This window comes from Syntrophorhabdales bacterium (genome assembly GCA_035541455.1).
Classification (GTDB): Bacteria; Desulfobacterota; Syntrophorhabdia; order Syntrophorhabdales; family WCHB1-27; genus JADGQN01.
Map to the genome: position 1 here is coordinate 1 of DATKNH010000016.1, position 18,303 is coordinate 18,303.

Below are 18,303 nucleotides of genomic sequence, written 5' to 3' on the forward strand. Positions count from 1 at the left end.
GACCAGGACGTCGTCGCGGTGGTGATCACCGGCTCAGGGCAGAAATCCTTCGTGGCCGGAGCCGATGTGAAGGAGATCCTGGACGCAGGGGAGGAGCGCACCGCCTTGATTACAAAGGGGCAGCATATTTTCTCGCGCATAAGGAATTCGAGTAAAGTGGTAATTGCGGCAATCAATGGCTATGCGCTCGGCGGGGGGCTGGAGCTCGCCCTTGCCTGCGATATAAGGATTGCTTCTCAGAATGCAAAGTTCGGCCTTCCTGAAGCGAAGCTCGGCCTTATGCCGGGCTATGGTGGAACACAGATGCTTTCACGGATCTGCGGTGTCGGCATGGCCAAGTGGATGATGTTCACGGGCACTATGCTGGGTGCCGCCGAAGCAGAGCAGTGCGGGCTTGTGCAGAAGGTGTGTGGTATGGAGTCTCTTGCAGAGGAGGCTGACGGTATAGCCAAGAAGATTGCACTTAACGGGCCATTTGCTCTGAAAGCCATCAAGAGGGCTGTCAATAGAGGGAGCGAGCTGGACATTGAAGAGGCAATGAAAGTGGAACTTGAGGAATACGACAAGGTGGCGCACTCGCAGGATGCGATCGCAGGGATTGAAGCCTTCTTTGCCAAGAAGAGTCCGGTTTTCAATGGCAAATGACTTCTTTCCGGCTATTGACGTCGTATTGGAAAGAACTCGAAATGAAACCTATTCTGAAATGTTCCTACAATCCCTCTGGGAGCAAAGAAGATTGTGGCAATCGTAATGGTGCCCAGAATCATGAGATTGAATCCGACGTAGTCGGAAAGGAATTGTTGAAGAAGCACAAAAATAATGCCTCCTACAACGGGCCCTTCCACCGTCCCCATACCGCCGATAATAACGATGAAGAGTAGCTTGACGGTCCAGCCGATACCGAACGCTTCAAAGGGTTGGATAAAGATTGTGTTAAGGTAGAGGACGCCCGCCGCGAGGCCCGTGACAAAGGCGCTGATCAGGAAACAGGCCAGTTTGCAGCGAAAGATATTGACGCCCACGGCCTCGGACGCACCATCGTCATCTCTAATAGCCATGAGTGCTAGACCAAGGTTAGAACGGAGGAGAAGATAGACAAGAAGGACAGAACAGACTCCGAGAATCACGGCGGCATAATAGATCGAGGGTATGGAAAGTTTATAGGCAGGTTGAATAAACAGCCCCATTCCGTATCTCACATACCCCCAGTTACTAAAGGTAATCCCAAGTGTCTCTGCAATGATCCATGTCCCAACCGCGAAATAGACCCCTCTCATTCTAGAGACCGGCCTCGAGATGACGAGAGCGAGGATGACAGAGACAACTCCCCCGGCAAGAACACTGAGAGAAATTGGAAATCCGTAATACATCGAAGATACAGCCAGCGTATATCCGCCAATGCCGATGAACATTTGCTGCCCTAGAGATATAAGCCCTGAATAACCGGCCAAAAGATTCCACATGGAGGCGATCGTCACATGGAGGCAAATGAGCATGACGACGGACACTACATAACGGGAACCCCATAAGGGAAGTGTAATCAACGCTATCAGAAATAACGTCAAAACTAAAAGACGCATCTGGCCGGTCGACATTTTATTTTCTCCCCAACAAGCCCTGAGGTCTTATGGTCAATACAATGAGAAGAATGAGGTAGCCCGAAAGAAGCTGAAATCCCGGTCCGAGGAATTGCCCGCCCATGAGCTGAGCAACGCCTAGGATGAGACCCCCGAGGAACGTACCCCAAAGACTCCCCATGCCACCGATAATCACGACGCCAAAGGCAACGATCAGATATTGAGTGCCGGAATGAGGATAAAAGGTGAACGTCATGCCGACGAGAACTCCAGACATCGCAGCCGTAACGGCCGCAATGCCCATTGCTATGGCATAAACCCTGGCGGTGTTGACACCCATGAGCTTGGATGTGGACAAGTCATCACCTGAAGCGCGGATCGCCCATCCAAGATAGCTCTTTTTCATGAAGAAGTGGAGAAGGCCGATCAGCACAATGCCTCCTGTGAAGTCGACGAGATAGATCACTGGCACGTGAAAAAGGCCGTACACATCAAGGCTCTGAATCGCAAGACTCGTCTTGAGCGAGCGAGCGTCCGGAGTGAATACTTTAAGCATGGCGTTTTGCAGAATGATGGATAGCCCAAAAGAGACCATGAGATAAGGCTCCATCCCCCTTCCAAGAACCCGGTTGAAAAGGTAAGTCTGGATCAGGTATCCGATGATAAAGAGGGATGGAAAAACAAGGCACAGCGTGAGCAACGGATGAAGGCCGAGTAGGCTGATGAAGACCAGGCTAAGGTAACTGGAAAGAATCATCAGCTCGCCATGCGCCAGGTTCACCTGTCTCATGATTCCGAAGGTCAGGGCGAGCCCTATACCTATGACCGCGTAAAGGCCCCCCAGAAGGATTCCATTGAGCAAAGGCTCCAGGGAAGTTAACATTGTGCAGTCCCTTCTCTCATCTATAGCCCGAAATAGGCCTCTTTCACCTCATTGTCTGTAAACCGTTTCGGATCTCCTTTCAGGCTCACCCTTCCCTCCTGCAGAATATACGCCAGCGAAGCAGCCTCGAGACTTCTTTTAACATCCTGCTCCACCAGGATGACGGTGACTCCCTCCCGGCCGATTTTCCTGATCGCTTCGTAAAGCATGGTCACCACCAAGGGACTCAGCCCGAGAGAAATCTCGTCGAAAATAATCAGACGGGGTTGTGACATTAGCGCTCGGCCTATGGCCAGCATCTGCTGTTCTCCCCCGCTCAAATTTGTTCCTATTACTTTTCGTCTCTCCTTGAGAGGCGGGAAAAGTTGGAAGATAGTATCGAGGATCTCTCTCCTGTGAGGGCGGGCCTTCGGGGTATAGGAGCCAATGAGAAGGTTTTCCAGGACGGTTAGGCTGGAAAAAATCCTACGGCCTTCTGGGACCAGAGAGATTCCCAGATTGACTATTTCATGGGGCTCGAGATGATTGATCTGCTGTCCGTCGAAGCGAATGGAACCAGAGCTGGCTTTCATGAGACCGACAATCGTTTTGAGCAGCGTCGACTTTCCTGCGCCATTGGCGCCGAGTATAGATACGATCTGCCCCTTCTCCACGTCCACGGTGACGTCCCAGAGTGCCTGGAACATCCCGTAGAAAACGTCTAGACTTTTTACTGACAGCATGAGGATCAGTTCTTCTCGGTCCCGAGATAGACCCTTTGAACTTCTTCTGACTCGAAAGCTTCTTCAGGCTTTCCAGAGAAGATTTCATGGCCAAGGTTCATCACGAGTAAACGGTCAGGTCCCTTCTTCATAGCCATCATGATGTGCTCCACCCACAAAATAGTCACCCCGTTCTTCCGCAACGCGTGGATAATCGAGAGAACCTCCTCCACCTCATGCTCGGTAAGGCCTCCTGCAACCTCGTCGATCAACAGAAGCGCGGGATTAGTCGACAGGGCCTTTGCCAGTTCCAGTCTCTTCCTGTCCAGGAGTGTCAAAGACCCCGCGAGCGCATTCCTCTTTGCTAACATGCCGGTCGTCGTCAAGACTTCTTCACATCTCAATCTTGCCTTCTTCCTGCCCAATCCCGCGCCGTATACTGCACCAACCAAAAGGTTCTCCAGAACCGTCATGTTTGAGAAGGGTCTCGGAATCTGGTAGGTGCGAGCCATCCCCATGCGGCATTTTTCATGGGTTCCGGCGTACGTTACATCCGTGTTGTTGAACATAATCCTTCCCCGGTGAGGTTTGATCTGACCAGCAATGAGGTTGAAAAGGGTGGTTTTTCCCGCACCATTTGGGCCGATGACGCCGAGTATCTCTTCACGATGCAGTTCAAGGCTGAGATCGTGAACAGCCATGAGATTTCCGAAGAATCTCGTTAATCTCTCGACGGTTAGGATGGACGGGGCCATAGTCTCTGGTGTCCTCAGGGGAGGAGCGAACCCATAAAAGGCAGGGTTCCTCCTCCGAGGCCTTGCTCTTTGGAGCTTGGCTGATTTACGATTTTGGGATCGGGAAGAGCATCTTCCCCGTCGTCGGGATCTTGGTGGCCTCTTTGTTGTAAACAACCTGGAGTTCCCAGGGCCACTTCTTACCTTTTACCCATTGTCCCCCCACGAGAGGGGTGAGGGAAAAATTCTTTTCATTAAATTTGATTGGGCCGACCACGGTGTCCAGATTCGTGCTGGCCAGGGCATCCCTGATCTTTTTCTTGTCCAGGGAACCTGCCCGCTTCAGCACATCAGCGGCAATCTCAAAGGCCGCATAATCAAAACCCATTGGTTGCGTCCATTGCCTCTTTGTCTTCGCGGTCCAGGAATCGGCCAGTTGCTGGCACGTTGCCCCTGTCAGGGATGATTTGAATGGATGCAGGGGCGTCCACCAGACCTCTGTTGTCAGGCCATTGGGTAAATTCCCGCCAAGAGCTTCGACGGCGGCCGGGAAAAGAAGCGCCTTTCCGACTGTTGCAAACTTGGGAACAAAGCCCTGCTGGTAACACTGCCGCCAGCACGTGGCCCAATCGGGCGGAACCGGTACGCCGGTAAGAATATCAACCTTTTCTTTTTTCCATGTGCTTATAAAAGCGCCGAAATCCTGCATGCCATAGGGAAACCTTCCCACATCCACCACGCGATATCCCATGGAACTCAACTTTTTCCCAAACTCCTGAGCCCACACTGTGCCGTCAGGATCATTCGGCCAGAAGCCTCCCACCACCTTCGTTGTCTGGTCTGCGAATTGATTCCACATGCCTGTGAAGACGGTGATGATCTGGTCGAGGTTCCAAAAGTAGTGAAAGGTCCATTTGTACGGACCGCCTGTTAACCACGGCTCGATGGGCGCCACTGAGGAGATGCACGGGACCTCATACCTTTCGCACGTGGCCCCTACCGGGTTGACGGTATCCGGAGTGTGCAGCACCACCATGAGATCAACCTTATCCTGTAGGATCAGCTTTGAAGCCACCTCGGCAGCCTTGGTGGGATTGCTTTCGGTGTCCACGGCCTTGATCCTGACAGGCAGTTTCCTGTTCAGCTCCTTAATGAAGATGCCGCCATCTTTGTTGATTTCTGCCGTAGCACGATCGTCCGCCCACGCAGAGGTTTCCCCAAAAGGCGCAATGGGCCCGGTGGCCGGCGTAGGGTGGCCGATCAGAATGTGATCCCTGGCTGCCCGAGAAGGTCTGGATAAGAACGAACTACCTGTAGCGGCGATGCCTGCAGCCCCAACCAGCTTGATAAAGTTTCGCCTCGTCACGCCATCCTGTCTGTCCTCTTTTTCCATAGTTCCTCCCCTTTTTGGTTTTAGCCCTCTTCGTCGGAGACCTGTTTCGTATTGGCAGCAACAACTCCTCTTGTTATCATAGCGTTGCAATTAATGAAACAAGTATCCGTTTAGTGAAATTGTAACAGAAAGTGCACTTTGATTGTCAAGAAAAAAATGTACGTGAAAAAATACACTATGTATGCCTGGGCTGTGGACTCAGCGTTTTCATTTTTTTCTTGACAAGGGAACGGGTATGTTTGCTAAAATTTCGATAAATGAATATGTATTTCGATAAATGAAATACATGACCACTCAATAAGCTGGAAGGTTGAACTGCCATGCTTTACAACAACAAGTCTCTTGAAAGGTCACTCCAGATTCTGAGCGCGTTTAACGCTGAACAGCCGAAGTTTAGCCTCGCCGAGCTGTCCGAGGCTGTACATCTACCGAAGGCTACGGTGCTGCGGCTCTGCTCGACCCTCGTACACTACGACTTCCTCATGCTCAACAAAGAGACGAGACAATACTCACTCGGACTTAAGCTCTTCGAGCTGGGCAGTGTCGTCTTCGCCTCGTTTTCACTCAGGAGGATTGCCGCTCCTTATCTGATTAATCTGCAGGCAAAACTGGGCAAGACGGTTTTTCTGGGAATACTCCAGGAAGGACAACTTGTCTATCTGGACAAAAAGGAGAACCCTTTAAACCTTATCAGATTTGGGTCACAAATAGGAACCAGGCGACCGCCTTTCTTCGGCATGCTGGGAAATGTCCTCATGGCGCACCTCTCGAGCGAAAAGGTGACTGAACTCTTGAAAAGGCATCCTCTCTCGCCACTCACGAAGAAGTCAATCACCAACGAGAGACGTTACAAGGAGAGGCTGGCCGTTATCCGATCGGAAGGGTATTGCGTGGATGAGGGAGAGGTTATCGAGGGCGTCACCGGTGTTGGTGCGCCAATCCGTGATTCTTCGAAAGAGGTGGTAGCAGCGGTTGGGGTCAGTTTTGTTTCCTCCTCGGAAGACGAGAAAGGCGTCGACAAGGTTATACGGGAGACTCGAAAAACAGCCGCCCTCATTTCCAAAGCCATGGGTTATAGAGACAATGGAGCTGGTCGTAATCCTGGCCTGTTCACCTGAAGAAATGGGTTGGGAATCTTGCAAAGGAGGGCTGGTGGTGAATGGGAGGAAAAAGGGGGTGATGGAAACAAGAGGCTCGCAAATAAATGCGGGCACATACATTGCGTTTCCGCAAGCTTTGTAGACAATCGATTAGCAAAAACAAATAAGAGAGGAGGAATTCATGGGACAAAGAACGGTCGATGTACATTGTCATTGGTATCCGATGGAGTATATGGAGTATCTCATCTCAAGAGGCAAGGACAAAACGCCTTACTGCATCCATGACAGCGGCACGCATTACCGCATGTATTTTAAGGGCGTGCCCGTGGCGCATATTGACAGGGCCGGCCATTATGATTTGGAGGCCAGAATACGTGACCTTGATGCAGCCGGCCTCGATACGCAGCTTCTGACTGTTACTATCCCCGGGCCGGAATCTCTTGAAAGGGATGCGGGTATTTACTGGGCCAAGAAGTGTAATGACCATCTTGCTGAGGCCGCGAGGAAATATCCGGGACGGTTCTATCACATGGCATCCCTGCCGTACCAGGATCCGGACGCAGCATGTGAAGAATTGGAGCGCTGCAAGAAAATGGGTGCTGTGGGCATCCAGATGTTCTCGAACGTGAATGGGGAGCCTGTTTTTCTGGAAAAGTTTCATCCCATCTACGAGATTGCCAATAAGTATGACATGCCTTTTCTGGTTCACCCTGCCGTTCCTCTCACAGCATCCGTCATGGATATGATGCGGCTGCCCTACCAGCTCTGGGGCTATACGCTAGACACGAGCATGGCGGTTATGAGCCTGATCTTCCAGGGTGTGTTTGCGAAATACCCAAAGCTCACCCTTGTCCATGGGCATCTGGGCGGCACGGTCCCCTATTTCGTGCGCCGGATACAGGATGCATATAAAGGCTATGGCAAGGAGTGGGGCATCGAGCTTAAGGAGCCGCCGGACGTTACGTACAAGAACAGGGTCTATCCTGATACCACCTCCTTTTACAAGCCGGCGATGAAATGCTGCCTCGAGTGGGTCGGTCCGCAGCAAATGATCATCGGGACAGACTATGCGCACCGGGTCGGTGATCCGGAAGGCGCTATCAGGGCGGTCAAGGAAGTGGGAGCTGAATATGGTCTTAAGTCGGATGAAGTAGATATGATTCTGGGTAAGAACGCAGAGAGGATCTTCCATCTGCCGCCTATGAAGAAATAGACAGAGAGTGTTACGAAGACGCGTGCCCGGTGCGGATGGCTCTCCTTCAACCATCCCACCGGGATCGTGTGCTTCACAGACGGCCCAGATCCCGTGAGGCAGTGATGCCTTCGATCGCGGGGCACCGAAACAGGCAACGAAGAGGGGTACTCGTGTCCAGCACGAGTTTATGCAGGAGGGCAGCCTGGCAGATCCGTAAAAAGAGAGGGAATGAATAAGGAGGTTACCATGTCCGACGAATGTAGCCTTGACGCCCATGATCGCAGCATTTCAAGTTTGAGGACGTTGCGTATGCCTGAGGACGGGGATATCTTCTGGTTCCGGGATGATCTCCACCAGCCCTACCCCATCTGTCCTTTGGGCATGACCACCATCCAGAAGCACCATGCCTGGGGCTACCACGTGGGTGCCGAGGTCACCAGGCTCCCTCCCTCCAAGGGTGGCCACGTAAAGATCTACAAGGGAAGAACCATGCTCGGGTTCGAAGCCCTTACCGACCCGGCCGAAGTCGCGCAACGGGCAGTCGAGTTTACGAAGCTCCTCGACTACGCGAGGCCCAACTGGGATACCTTCTACAATGGCTATATCGATGAGGTGAAACAGGGCCTTATCTATATGGCATCAGTCCATGACGGGTTTGCCGATACCGACCTCCACCAGGCCCTTCGCAGGAGTGAAGCCATCAACCGGAGGAACTGGGAGATCCACTTCATCCTCATGTATGTGGCAGATATGCTCTACTTCGGGTTTGAAGCCTTCTGCAAAGAACGCGGCCTTGCCGAAAAAGAGTTCGCGGTCATGCTGAAAGGCCTTGACACCATGGCCACGAGGACCGATACCGGCGTCTTTGAACTGGCCAAGCTTGCCGACACCTTGGGCATTGCCGATACTATCCTCTCCTCGGACGCCAAGGCCCTCCTCCCGGTCCTCGAGAAGGAACCAAAGGCTGTGCCCTGGCTCAGCGCCCTGCATGCCTTCCTTGATGCCTACGGTCACCGGATCACCGCCGGCCACCTGGATATCATCTTCCCCACCTGGATCGAGGAGCCCTCCCCTGTGCTGGATACGGTGAAGACCTACATCCCCAAAGTCCGCCAGGGCTGGGACATCAAGACTGAACGCCATGCTGCCCTCAAAGAAGCAGACCAGGCAGCCCAAGCCTTTATGGCGACCCTCACCCCCTCGGATCAGGACGCATTCACCAAGCAGCTCGCCATCGGCAGGAAGATCTACCGGTTTCAGGAGGACCACGGGTTCTATATCGACGGTGCCTCCACCGCAGGCCTCCACGATGTGGCCATGGCACTAGGCAGAAGGCTCACGCACTATGGCCTTTTTTCTGCTCCTGATGATGTTTTCTTCTTGAACTACTACGAGCTGGAAGAGACCCTTGCCCTGCTTGCCGAGAACAGAATCCCTGCCCTCTACCACTTCCACCGGCTCATACCTCCTCTTGTCAAAGAGCGGAGAAAGGGATGGGAATTGACTGCTACCCTCAAGGAAGCGCCTCTTACCCTGGGTAAGATCCCCGAGAAAGCAGAAGACCCTATTCTTGTCAAGGTCTTCGGCATGGTGGACGAGGTGCTCAAGGCCGGCAAGGTGGACGAGCTTCAGATGATGGATACCTTTGAAGGTTACCCCGGCTCGCCGGGTGTCGCCGAAGGGCTCGCCCGGGTGGTCACGAGCTTCGAAGCCTTCCCCACCCTCCAACCCGGGGAGATCCTCGTTTGCCCCTATACCGCCACTGCCTGGACCCCCCTCTTTCCCAAGATCAAGGCGGTCGTGACTGATACCGGCGGCATGCTCACCCACGCGGCCATCACCGCACGGGAATACCGCATCCCTGCGGTGGTGGGTACCTGGCGGGCAACCCGGTCGATCAAGGATGGGGACTACATACGGGTTGATGGGAACAGAGGGGTTGTGGAAGTGATGAAAAAAGCCTAAAATGTCTGTGTCTGTTTCGCAGTGCAAGTAAGGGGAGGCGAGCACTCCGGAAACAGGTTGCTGATCCGAGGGCATCGCCTCCTCTTTTCTCCGGTTTTTCAGGGACGACCAAGAGGAGATACTACTTTAGAGAAGGAGAAGAATGATGAAGTACGAGAAGCTTTTTCAACCGGTGACGATGCGAGGAGTGGTTTTTCCCAACCGGCTGCACCGCACGTCGATGGTCTCCGGATTGACAACGGAAAATGGTGATGTCACAGAGGATTTGATCACGCGATATCAGAGAGAGGCAAAAGGCGGTGTCGGGGCCATTGTTGTCGAGGCTGCAGTTATCATCCCGTCCAAGAGTCCTTACAACCTGCGAATCAGCGATGATAGCTTTGTGCCGGGCCTGACAAAGCTCGTCAAGGCCATTCGGGAAGTGAACAAGGAAACGAAAATAGGCGTGCAGATCATGCAGCACCTCAAGCTGGCCAGGTCAGGCTGGAGGCAGAAAGTGGAGGATTTCAAGCCTGAAGAGCTGCCCAAAATAGTCGAAGACCACGTTGCGGCGGCGAAGCGCGCACTCACGGCGGGCTTTGATTTTATAGAGGTCCACATGGCCCATGCCTATGTGCTCTCCTCTTTTCTTTCACGCTCCAACAAGCGCACAGACGGGTATGGTTCGACTTTACAGAACAGAATGAAACTGCCCATTGAAGTATTTCAAGCCGTGCGGAAGCTCGTCGGCGAGAACTACCCATTAGGAGTCAGGATAAACGGAGAAGATTTTGTTGTACAGGGAAACACCTCGGCCCAGAGCGGACGCATTGCTGCAAAATTCGCTGAACTCGGCGCTGATTACATCAGCGTTTCGGCAGGAAGCCGCTTTGAAGATGCCCTTACCCCTGCGGAAGGATACCCGCCGGATCCTATGTCTGGTTACAGCGGTCATCGCATGAGCCCATGGTTCTGGTGGCCGGACGGGTGCCACGTCTATCTGTCGGAGGCGATCAGGAAGAGTGTGCGTGGGGCAGGATTTCAGACGCCGGTCATCATAGCCGGCAAGATACGCGAGCCTGAGCACGCTGAAGAGATACTACGCGAGGAGAAGGCCGACATCATAGGACTTTGCAGGGCTCTTCTCTGCGACCCTGACTGGCCGATCAAGGCCAAAGAAGGAAGGGATAAAGAGATCGTACGCTGCGTAGCCTGCAACTGGTGCCTGGAGGCTGACTCGCGCTACGAAAAAGTGAACTGCGATCGGTGGCCGAAGCCGAGCATCGTTGCACCAGAGCCGTTCCTGCCGAGCACGGCAGGCGCCGGCACGTTCAAGAAAGAATACTTGTAAGAACAGGGCCCAAGGGGCCACGATTTCCGGGGCCTAACTGAAACAGTTAGATTGACAGTCACTATTGGCATTTGAACCCTCGTTGCCCTGAAGCGTCGGGCCCTCGAAACCTGGAACCCTGATTGGAGCAAAATAGGGCTAGCAAGCAACACCCCGCGAAAGGAGATAAGCATGAATCCTGCTGACATTCCAAACCACAACGAAAAAGATGCCGCACTCTACACGAAGTACCGCTGGTGGATGGAGTTGCCACTGGGAGATCTCGTGGACAGGGCTGCAGATGTATTTCCTCGAAAAGAAGCAGTCGTAGATGACAGAGTGCGCATCACCTACAGTGCGCTTCGGGAGGGCGTAGATAGACTGGCCGTGGCTCTCATGAAACTCGGGATCGACAAGGGCGATGCAGTGCTGCTACAGCTTCCCAACTGGGCAGAGTATGTGTACGCATATTTTGCTCTGCAGAAGATCGGTGGAATTCCCGTTGTTCTGATCTCCGGGTATAAACAGCTGGAGGTCGGCCATCTTGGGCTTCTCACCCAGGCAAAGGCGTGGATCGTGCCGAAGGTTTATCGCAAGATGGAGTACACGACGTTTATAGGTGACGTCAGGGAGAAGAATCCGCAACTGGCTCACGTGATCTCGGTGCGCTCTGACAAGGAAGGAGCCCCCTTCACGGCAAGTCTGGAGAAACTGATGGCGCAACCGATAAGCCCGGCCGACAGAGAGGCGCTTGCGGCCCGGAGGCCTGACCCGGGCGCGGTCGCTCACATCATTCCTTCCGGCGGCACAACCGGGCTTCCGAAGGGCATTCCCAGAACGCACAACGACTACCTCTGCAACGTGGAATATATGCACAAGGGATGGGAGATGAATACCGCGGATACGGCATTGATCGTCGTTCCTGTCGGTCACAATCTTGCGGTGCTCAACGTCGTTGGTTCGGTAATGTTCGGATTCAAGCTTGTTCTTCTTGACTCCACGCGGCCTGAAGATATCTGCGATGCTATTCAGACAGAAAAAGTGACGTACACGCCAATGGTGCCGAGCCTGACCAGAAGGATTCTCGAATCGGAGAAATTCGGCAGCTACGATTTGCACTCCCTGAAGAAAGTGTTGGGAGGCGGTGAACCGAGCACACCAGAGCTCGTGAGGGAGGTTTACAAAAAAATAGGTTGTACATACATAAACGAATTCGGCATGACGGAGGGGCTTGTCACCCGTACAGCGCTTGATGACGCCGTAGAAGTGATCTGCAACACCGTGGGAAGGCCGACCTGTCCTTACAACGACGTGAAGATTCTCGACGGCCACGGTAAGGAGTTGCCAAGAAACGTAGACGGCGAAATGGTCGTCAAAGGGCCAACGATCTTCGCCGGTTACGTCAAGAATCCGGAAGAAAACAAGAAGAGTTTCACTGCCGATGGTTATTTCAAGACGGGCGACATGGCACGGATCGACGATCAGGGAAACCTCAAGATCACGGGCCGCATAAAGGATCTCATCATCAGGGGAGGTGAGAACGTGAGCCCCGGGCAGGTAGAGGAACTGGTGGAGACGCATCCCTATGTCGCGGATGTCGCAGTTATCGGCATGCCCGATAAGGCCCTGGGCGAGAGAGTCTGCGCCTACGTGCGTTCCGTAACCGGTCAGACGCTGACCGAGAAGGAACTCCAGGCATTCATGGAGAGCAAGGGTGCCTCCAAGCTGCTTATTCCTGAGAAATTCGTTTTTGTTGACACGCTGCCCATGACTGAAGCGGGGAAGCACGACAAGAAAGCGTTGCGCGAGGACATAAAACGGAGAATAGCAGCCGGAGAGTAGAAGAGAAAAAGATTATAATGTAATTGTATAGAGGCCCTTTAACTATTAGAACAGAAGCAGCGGTTGTCCGGGCCGGAGTGGGAGGAAAACTATGTCAGGGCTGGCGCTCAAGAAGGGTAAATTATCATCCGCACTGCGGAAGAGATTAGATGAATATTACGCAAAGTGTACCGGTGTTGGCCCGTCATATATGGATGCGAAATGGCGACACTGGGCAGAGAGCCCAGACGTAATCGTATATCAGGTAAAGAACAGAGACAGCCTTGAGGGATGGATCGTGTACAACACGACCGCCAGCGCTGTGCTTGATATCGTCGCGGACATGGAGCAGCAGCCGACGCACGTGCTCTCAAACCTGATGGATGTGCTTGTGCGAGCTCAAACGCTTGTTTCCGCGGAAGTGCTCGTGTCTGACCAAGAGAAGTACGGGTGGCTCGTAGAGTATGGATTCCGTCCAACACGAACCCTCAGGACCGATGGATTCTCCTCTTTCAGAATGGATCTGAGCATACGCGTGCTCGCGGAAAAATTGAAAGGCCAGAAGCCGGTGAAGGCCTATCGAAAAAAGGAGAAGGTAGCTATCCAGCAGGTACCGCCTTCCCAGTGCTATGAAGAAATCAAAGCCGGACTGCAAGGTCTTCTGGACAAGCTTGGCGGCTTGAGGAAATTTGTCGCACCGGGGCAGCGGGTGGTCATCAAGCCCAACCTCGTGGCCGATCATGGGCTGATGAACGGTATCTACAAAGGTGGAGTTGTGACGGATGTACGGCTTGTCCGCGCGCTTATCGAACTTCTTCTTCCTGTTGCCGGCAAAGTGATCATTGCCGAAGGCTCTTCCATTAACCGCAGCGCGACTATGAAGATGTTTAACCTGTACGGATACGACAAATTAATAGACCTGGACCCGAAAAAGGTGAGTATCGTCGATCTGAACACTGATGACGCTGTCGCAAAAGCAGTGCCGGGCGGCAAGCGGATGCTCTCGAGAAGGGTGCCCGTCACCCTTGAGCAGGCGGATGTTATTATCAATATCCCGGTAATGAAGCTCCATTTCGCAGCGGTTGTCTCCCTCGCGGTCAAAAGCCTTCAGGGAACCATGCCTCCCCTTGAAAAATATATGAGCCATTTCTTTGGCCTGTGGCAGAACCTGATCAACATCCATCACCTGGTGAAACCAAGCCTGCACATCATAGACGGGCTTATTGCGCAGGAGGATTTCGGGCCGGTCTCAGGCATAGCCAAGCCGATGAACCTGTTGATCGCAGGGGCAAACCCCGTGGCTGTGGACGCCGTTACGATGCGCATTATGGGACTGGAGCCCTTAACTTCGCCACCGGTCTGGTTGGCCTACATGCAGGGCTTGGGGCCTGTGGAGCCGGAAAAGATAGAAACGGTGGGACCCCCGATCGATGGCCTGGTGAGCCCGTTCAAACAGCCGGAAATAAATCTTGCCAGCGGTCGGGATTTTGTTATCCATGCAGGCACGGCCTGTCCCGGTTGCGCGGGATACTTGCACTTTGCCGTTGCGAAACTGAGACGGCCTGACCCTGCTGACCCTTCGAGGCTGCTCATCGATCGTCCGTTCGAGCGCAAGGTGAATATCTACCTGGGTCCGACCACAGAGGATGGGATGAACCCGGATGAAACAAATGTCTTCCTCGGCATTTGCCAGCAGCACCATGCGCAGGACGGCAAGCATTTACCCGGGTGTCCGCCGCACGCGGAAGTGCTGCTCAATGGTATATTCAGCCTTTTTCCCGATGTAGAGCGGCCCAAGTATGCGGACAAGACCGAGGAGGCGAAGCTGGAGGAGATGCTAAAGGAAGTGCTCGCCTTACTCTAGGCGCAAATTCTGATGTCTAATTTCTAAATTCTAAACAATTTTCAAACATCGAATGCTCAAACCAGACCGGACCCCGATTACTTCTTGGAGGTCGATCATTTGGTTTTGTTTAGAGCTTAGACATTAGGATTTCGAATTTCTCCTCTTGTTTCAGGTTATGCAGAGGTCGGCCGGGAAGCACTCGGATGGTTCCTGGGGCGCGCATTCCTCTCCTTCTTTCTGAGCTTTTTGCCTTTTTCTTCTCACGGTGAGAGATTCGCCCGCCACGCCCCAATTATCGGTATCCACCTCGTCAATGACCACTGAGGTCATCTGAGGATCTTTTCCCAGGACATCAAAGAGTAATTTTGTCACTCCCTGGATCAAGGCCGCCTTCTGCTCGGCCGTAACGCCGTCTTTTGTTACTTTGATGTTGACATACGGCATGTTTCTCCTCCCTCACTTCAAGTTTCGTCAACGCTGACGCGCATAGAGAACTTAATGCTTCGATGCCTCTTTTGCAACCGTGCTCTGTGCACGTCTGCGCTTTGGCTCTGCTTCAAAAAGAAACCGCCGCTTGCGGGCGGCGGTTTCCCTATAGCATCAGGTTTGTCATGTCAATTCGAATTCAAGATGTAGACCGAGGCGGCAGCGAGGAGCCGACGCAGCGATAGCACAGCATCCTGTAAGGGCAACGAAAGTATACGCTTGAAGACGAATTGACATCTATGCTGCTTTGGAAATACGGCATAACAATGCCTTCATCTCTGTGTAGCCGGTGACGGGATCGCGCGGCTCAAGCTCGGTCAGAATGTTCGCATTTGCTTTCGACCAGCCGTGAGGAATGCTCAGTACACCGCGTGCCAGAGCTTCGGTAGTCTTTGCCTTTATGGTGATCTTGCCTTTCGTGGTCTCTACGGTCATCATGTCGCCATCGGCAACGCCATACTTTGCGGCGGTGTCCGGATGGATCTCAGCGAGAGGCTCCGGCGCAGTCTGCTGCACGTACGGCACGCCCCTCATCTGCGTGTGCGTATATTCGGGAATTCTTGCGCCTGTGGTCAGTATCACGGGATATTTGGCATAAATCTGAGGCGTGCTTACCGGGCTTTTGCTCGGCTCGACCGGCCGGGGCATGGGATCATACCCGTTCTCGGCCAGGGTCTGGGAATAGAGTTCGATCTTGCCCGAGGGCGTGTTGTAGCGCTTCGGCTGCTCGTACTTCAATTGTGTATAGAAAGCTCCTTCCGGGTGGTCATTGGTCAACTGCTCCCTGTTTAAGCCGCTTGGCTTCAGGAAGAAATCTATGATCTCCTCTTCCGTATTCCATGGGAAGAACTGCCCGTACCCCATTCTCCTGCCTATTTCCGTCCATATCTTCCAGTCGGGCCAGCACTCGCCGATCGGCTTAATGACCTGTTTGCGGACCATGGCGTACGGGATGCAGTTTGTCACGCCATAAACGTAGCCTACGCCGCTCTTCTCCAGGAATGAACACGCAGGCAGCACGATATCTGCAAGCGCTGCAGTTTCCGTCATGAACAACTCTGAAACAACAACGAAGTCGAGAGCCTTGATAGCCTCTTTGATGCGTTCCGAATCGGGCAGAGTAACGGCAGGGTTGCCGCCCGTGCAGATCAGGCCCTTGATCGCGTAAGGTTTGCCTTTCAGCACCGCGTCGGCAAAGAGCATCTGCTGGCCGTAAGGGGATGTCCTGCCCCAGAACCTCCGGAAGAGAGGATGTTCATCAGTGCCTATCGGATCGCTGATCTCGGTGACGCGCATGTCGCCGAGACGAATGAAGGGTATGTTCACCCACCCACCTGGAATGTCCATGTTGCCGGTGACCGCCTGCATGATAGCGTGCACACGATTCCCCTGGAAGCCGTTCACGTGCTGGTCGATAGAGCAGGTCCCGGGAACGACCGAAGCCGGCTTGAGCGTAGCGAACAGGCGGGCGACTCTCCTTATGTCCTCTGCGGGCACCCACGTGATCTCCGACATCTTTTCAGGCGTGTACTGTTTGACGTGCTCGGCCAACTTGTCAAAACCGATGCAGTTCTTCGCCACAAACTCCTTGTCGTAGAGATCTTCTCCTATAATGACGTTCAGCATGCCCAGGCAGAGCGCCGTATCCGTGCCCGGCCTGATCTGGAGGTGAATGCCTTTTTCCGCCATCGGGATCTTCTTGGGGTCAACGATGACAACGTGCTTGAGTGTGCCGGCCTCGATGGCCTTATATATCTTGCGCCCGACGGTTATCCTTGAGTTATCCATGTTCTGACCGAAGACGATGATGATCTTTGCGTTCCAGGGCTCCTCAATAGGATAGCCTCCAAACGTCATCTGGCGCGCCATGATTCGGGAGCGGAAACAGTTGCCTTCCACGGACAGGAGATTAGGGGTACCATAGACGCCGCGGAATCTCTGTGCGTACGCTGCCAGCTCTATATTCTCCGTTCCCAGCGAACCGGTATAGACGGCGAGTGCCTTCGCGCCGTACTTGTCCTTTATCTCCTGAAATTTCTGCGCGATGGTGTCAAGCGCGGTGTCCCAGGATATGCGCTCCCATCCGCCATCGGTCTTCTTGCGCATGGGATACGTGAGCCTGTCTTTTGAGTAGACCCATTGAGGCAGGGCTGCTCCCCTGGGGCACAACTCCCCCAGACTGATAGGGTGTTCTTTCATGCCCTCGACTTTTACAAGCTTTCCGTCCTCAACATACGCGTTTATGCCGCAGCTGTTGATGCACATGATGCAATCCGATTTCACTACTTTTGTTGCCATGACCTTTATCCTCCTTACGCATCATTAATTGAAACTGTTCAGCTTTTGATCGTTATGTTATTTGAGAAGCTCCTGCCCTCCTGATGGCGGCTATCGTGCCGACCTTCCCGCCTCATCAGATGACCGAACGCCTATCCCATTAAGAATGATATCGCTCACCTGCCCATAGTGCTGGATAATATCGTCTTTCTCTCCTTTCAATAGCCATCTCGTCACCACGTGCTCCAGTATGCCCAGGAGCAGGTGGCGGGCGAGGTATATGTCCACATCCTTCCGGATGATGCCGCGTTCCTGGCCCTCTCTCAGAATCTCCAGAGCCTGATTGGTGAACTTCTTGATACCCTTATAACTCGATGACTTGGCGAATGCCCTGCTTATCCTCATTTCGAGCATGAGGCTTCTCGCGTACGCAGGATTAGTGGTGAAGAAATAGAGATAGTACCAGACAAATTTCCGTATTTTGTCCCGTGTGTCAGATATTCCTTCAAGATACCCATCGAGCTTGCTTGTAAAGACTTTCGTCTTTTCCCGGGGAATCGAAAAAAAGAGGTCTTGCTTATTCTTGAAGTACTGGTAGATCGTTCCTTCTGCCACGCCTGCCCGGCGGGCTATTTCAGAGATGCTGGCATCCTCAAAGTTGCTCCTGCCGAATGCTTCTACCGCCGCCTGGAGGATCTGTTGTTTTTTTGCGGCTTTTTTATCCATGGTTGACACAAAATTGAACGACGTTCAAAATATTATAATGCCTACTGCCGCAACTACTTATGCCATAAATGGCATAATAAAGATTGAATTTCGTTCAATATTGTACGAACTTAACCCGTTTCTTGTCAAGCCCTGAATTTGTGGCCTATATTTACGAAACGCTCAGCCTCTTTCTATGATACCCTTTTGCCTTGACAACTCGGGAAGATAGCCTGTATATTCAACCTTTAAAGACCTTGTCTCACACGCGCCATCTAAAAAGCATGGTACGGGCAAAAACTGAGGAAGGA

At 53.0% G+C, this 18,303-nt stretch carries 15 protein-coding genes; 7 read left to right on the top strand and 8 right to left on the bottom strand.

Annotated elements, in window-relative coordinates; translation table 11 throughout:
* Positions 1-645 (top strand): enoyl-CoA hydratase-related protein (locus VMT71_01605; GenBank protein ID HVN22638.1); only part of this gene is annotated, 645 nt, incomplete at its 5' end.
* Positions 646-656: 11 nt separating this feature from the next.
* On the opposite strand, the gene VMT71_01610 is transcribed toward VMT71_01605, so the two are convergent.
* The 5 genes from VMT71_01610 to VMT71_01630 all read right to left on the bottom strand — a co-directional run bounded on the left by VMT71_01610 (position 657) and on the right by VMT71_01630 (position 5,288).
* Positions 657-1,595, bottom strand: coding sequence for a branched-chain amino acid ABC transporter permease (locus VMT71_01610; GenBank protein HVN22639.1), 939 nt, complete (start codon positions 1,593-1,595; stop codon positions 657-659).
* 1 nt (position 1,596) lies between these two features.
* The gene (locus VMT71_01615; protein ID HVN22640.1) at positions 1,597-2,460 is read right to left on the bottom strand and encodes a branched-chain amino acid ABC transporter permease; all 864 of its coding nucleotides are present in this window, start codon (positions 2,458-2,460) and stop codon (positions 1,597-1,599) included.
* Between the two features lie 20 nt (positions 2,461-2,480).
* Positions 2,481-3,182 carry an ABC transporter ATP-binding protein gene (locus VMT71_01620; protein ID HVN22641.1) on the bottom strand — a complete coding sequence of 234 codons (702 nt, stop codon included), beginning with the start codon at positions 3,180-3,182 and terminating at the stop codon, positions 2,481-2,483.
* 5 nt (positions 3,183-3,187) lie between these two features.
* On the bottom strand, positions 3,188-3,916 hold the full coding sequence (locus VMT71_01625) for an ATP-binding cassette domain-containing protein (protein HVN22642.1): 729 nt from the start codon (positions 3,914-3,916) through the stop codon (positions 3,188-3,190).
* 85 nt (positions 3,917-4,001) lie between these two features.
* On the bottom strand, positions 4,002-5,288 hold the full coding sequence (locus tag VMT71_01630; GenBank protein HVN22643.1) for an ABC transporter substrate-binding protein: 1,287 nt from the start codon (positions 5,286-5,288) through the stop codon (positions 4,002-4,004).
* Positions 5,289-5,608: 320 nt separating this feature from the next.
* Here VMT71_01630 and VMT71_01635 point away from each other — a divergent pair, with 320 nt between their 5' ends.
* The 6 genes from VMT71_01635 to VMT71_01660 all read left to right on the top strand — a co-directional run bounded on the left by VMT71_01635 (position 5,609) and on the right by VMT71_01660 (position 14,542).
* Positions 5,609-6,406, top strand: a complete 798-nt coding sequence (locus VMT71_01635) for an IclR family transcriptional regulator (GenBank protein HVN22644.1) — start codon at positions 5,609-5,611, stop codon at positions 6,404-6,406.
* Positions 6,407-6,569: 163 nt separating this feature from the next.
* Complete coding sequence (locus VMT71_01640; protein ID HVN22645.1) at positions 6,570-7,601, top strand: amidohydrolase family protein; 1,032 nt, start codon at positions 6,570-6,572, stop codon at positions 7,599-7,601.
* A gap of 228 nt (positions 7,602-7,829) precedes the next feature.
* Positions 7,830-9,548 (top strand): PEP-utilizing enzyme, encoded by a 1,719-nt coding sequence (locus VMT71_01645; GenBank protein HVN22646.1) that lies wholly within the window; start codon positions 7,830-7,832, stop codon positions 9,546-9,548.
* A gap of 142 nt (positions 9,549-9,690) precedes the next feature.
* The gene (locus VMT71_01650) at positions 9,691-10,878 is read left to right on the top strand and encodes an NADH:flavin oxidoreductase (protein ID HVN22647.1); all 1,188 of its coding nucleotides are present in this window, start codon (positions 9,691-9,693) and stop codon (positions 10,876-10,878) included.
* A 171-nt stretch (positions 10,879-11,049) separates the two neighbouring features.
* Positions 11,050-12,699 carry an AMP-binding protein gene (locus tag VMT71_01655; GenBank protein ID HVN22648.1) on the top strand — a complete coding sequence of 550 codons (1,650 nt, stop codon included), beginning with the start codon at positions 11,050-11,052 and terminating at the stop codon, positions 12,697-12,699.
* A gap of 91 nt (positions 12,700-12,790) precedes the next feature.
* On the top strand, positions 12,791-14,542 hold the full coding sequence (locus VMT71_01660) for a DUF362 domain-containing protein (GenBank protein HVN22649.1): 1,752 nt from the start codon (positions 12,791-12,793) through the stop codon (positions 14,540-14,542).
* A gap of 150 nt (positions 14,543-14,692) precedes the next feature.
* Here VMT71_01660 and VMT71_01665 read toward each other — a convergent pair whose 3' ends face one another.
* From VMT71_01665 to VMT71_01675, 3 genes are all read right to left on the bottom strand, one after another.
* The gene (locus VMT71_01665) at positions 14,693-14,968 is read right to left on the bottom strand and encodes a 4-oxalocrotonate tautomerase family protein (GenBank protein ID HVN22650.1); all 276 of its coding nucleotides are present in this window, start codon (positions 14,966-14,968) and stop codon (positions 14,693-14,695) included.
* A 279-nt stretch (positions 14,969-15,247) separates the two neighbouring features.
* Positions 15,248-17,308: a molybdopterin-dependent oxidoreductase gene (locus tag VMT71_01670; GenBank protein ID HVN22651.1), complete on the bottom strand. Its 2,061-nt coding sequence runs from the start codon at positions 17,306-17,308 to the stop codon at positions 15,248-15,250.
* Positions 17,309-17,398: 90 nt separating this feature from the next.
* A complete protein-coding gene (locus VMT71_01675) occupies positions 17,399-18,013 on the bottom strand; it encodes a TetR/AcrR family transcriptional regulator (protein HVN22652.1) in 615 nt (204 codons plus the stop codon).
* Positions 18,014-18,303: the final 290 nt, after the last annotated feature.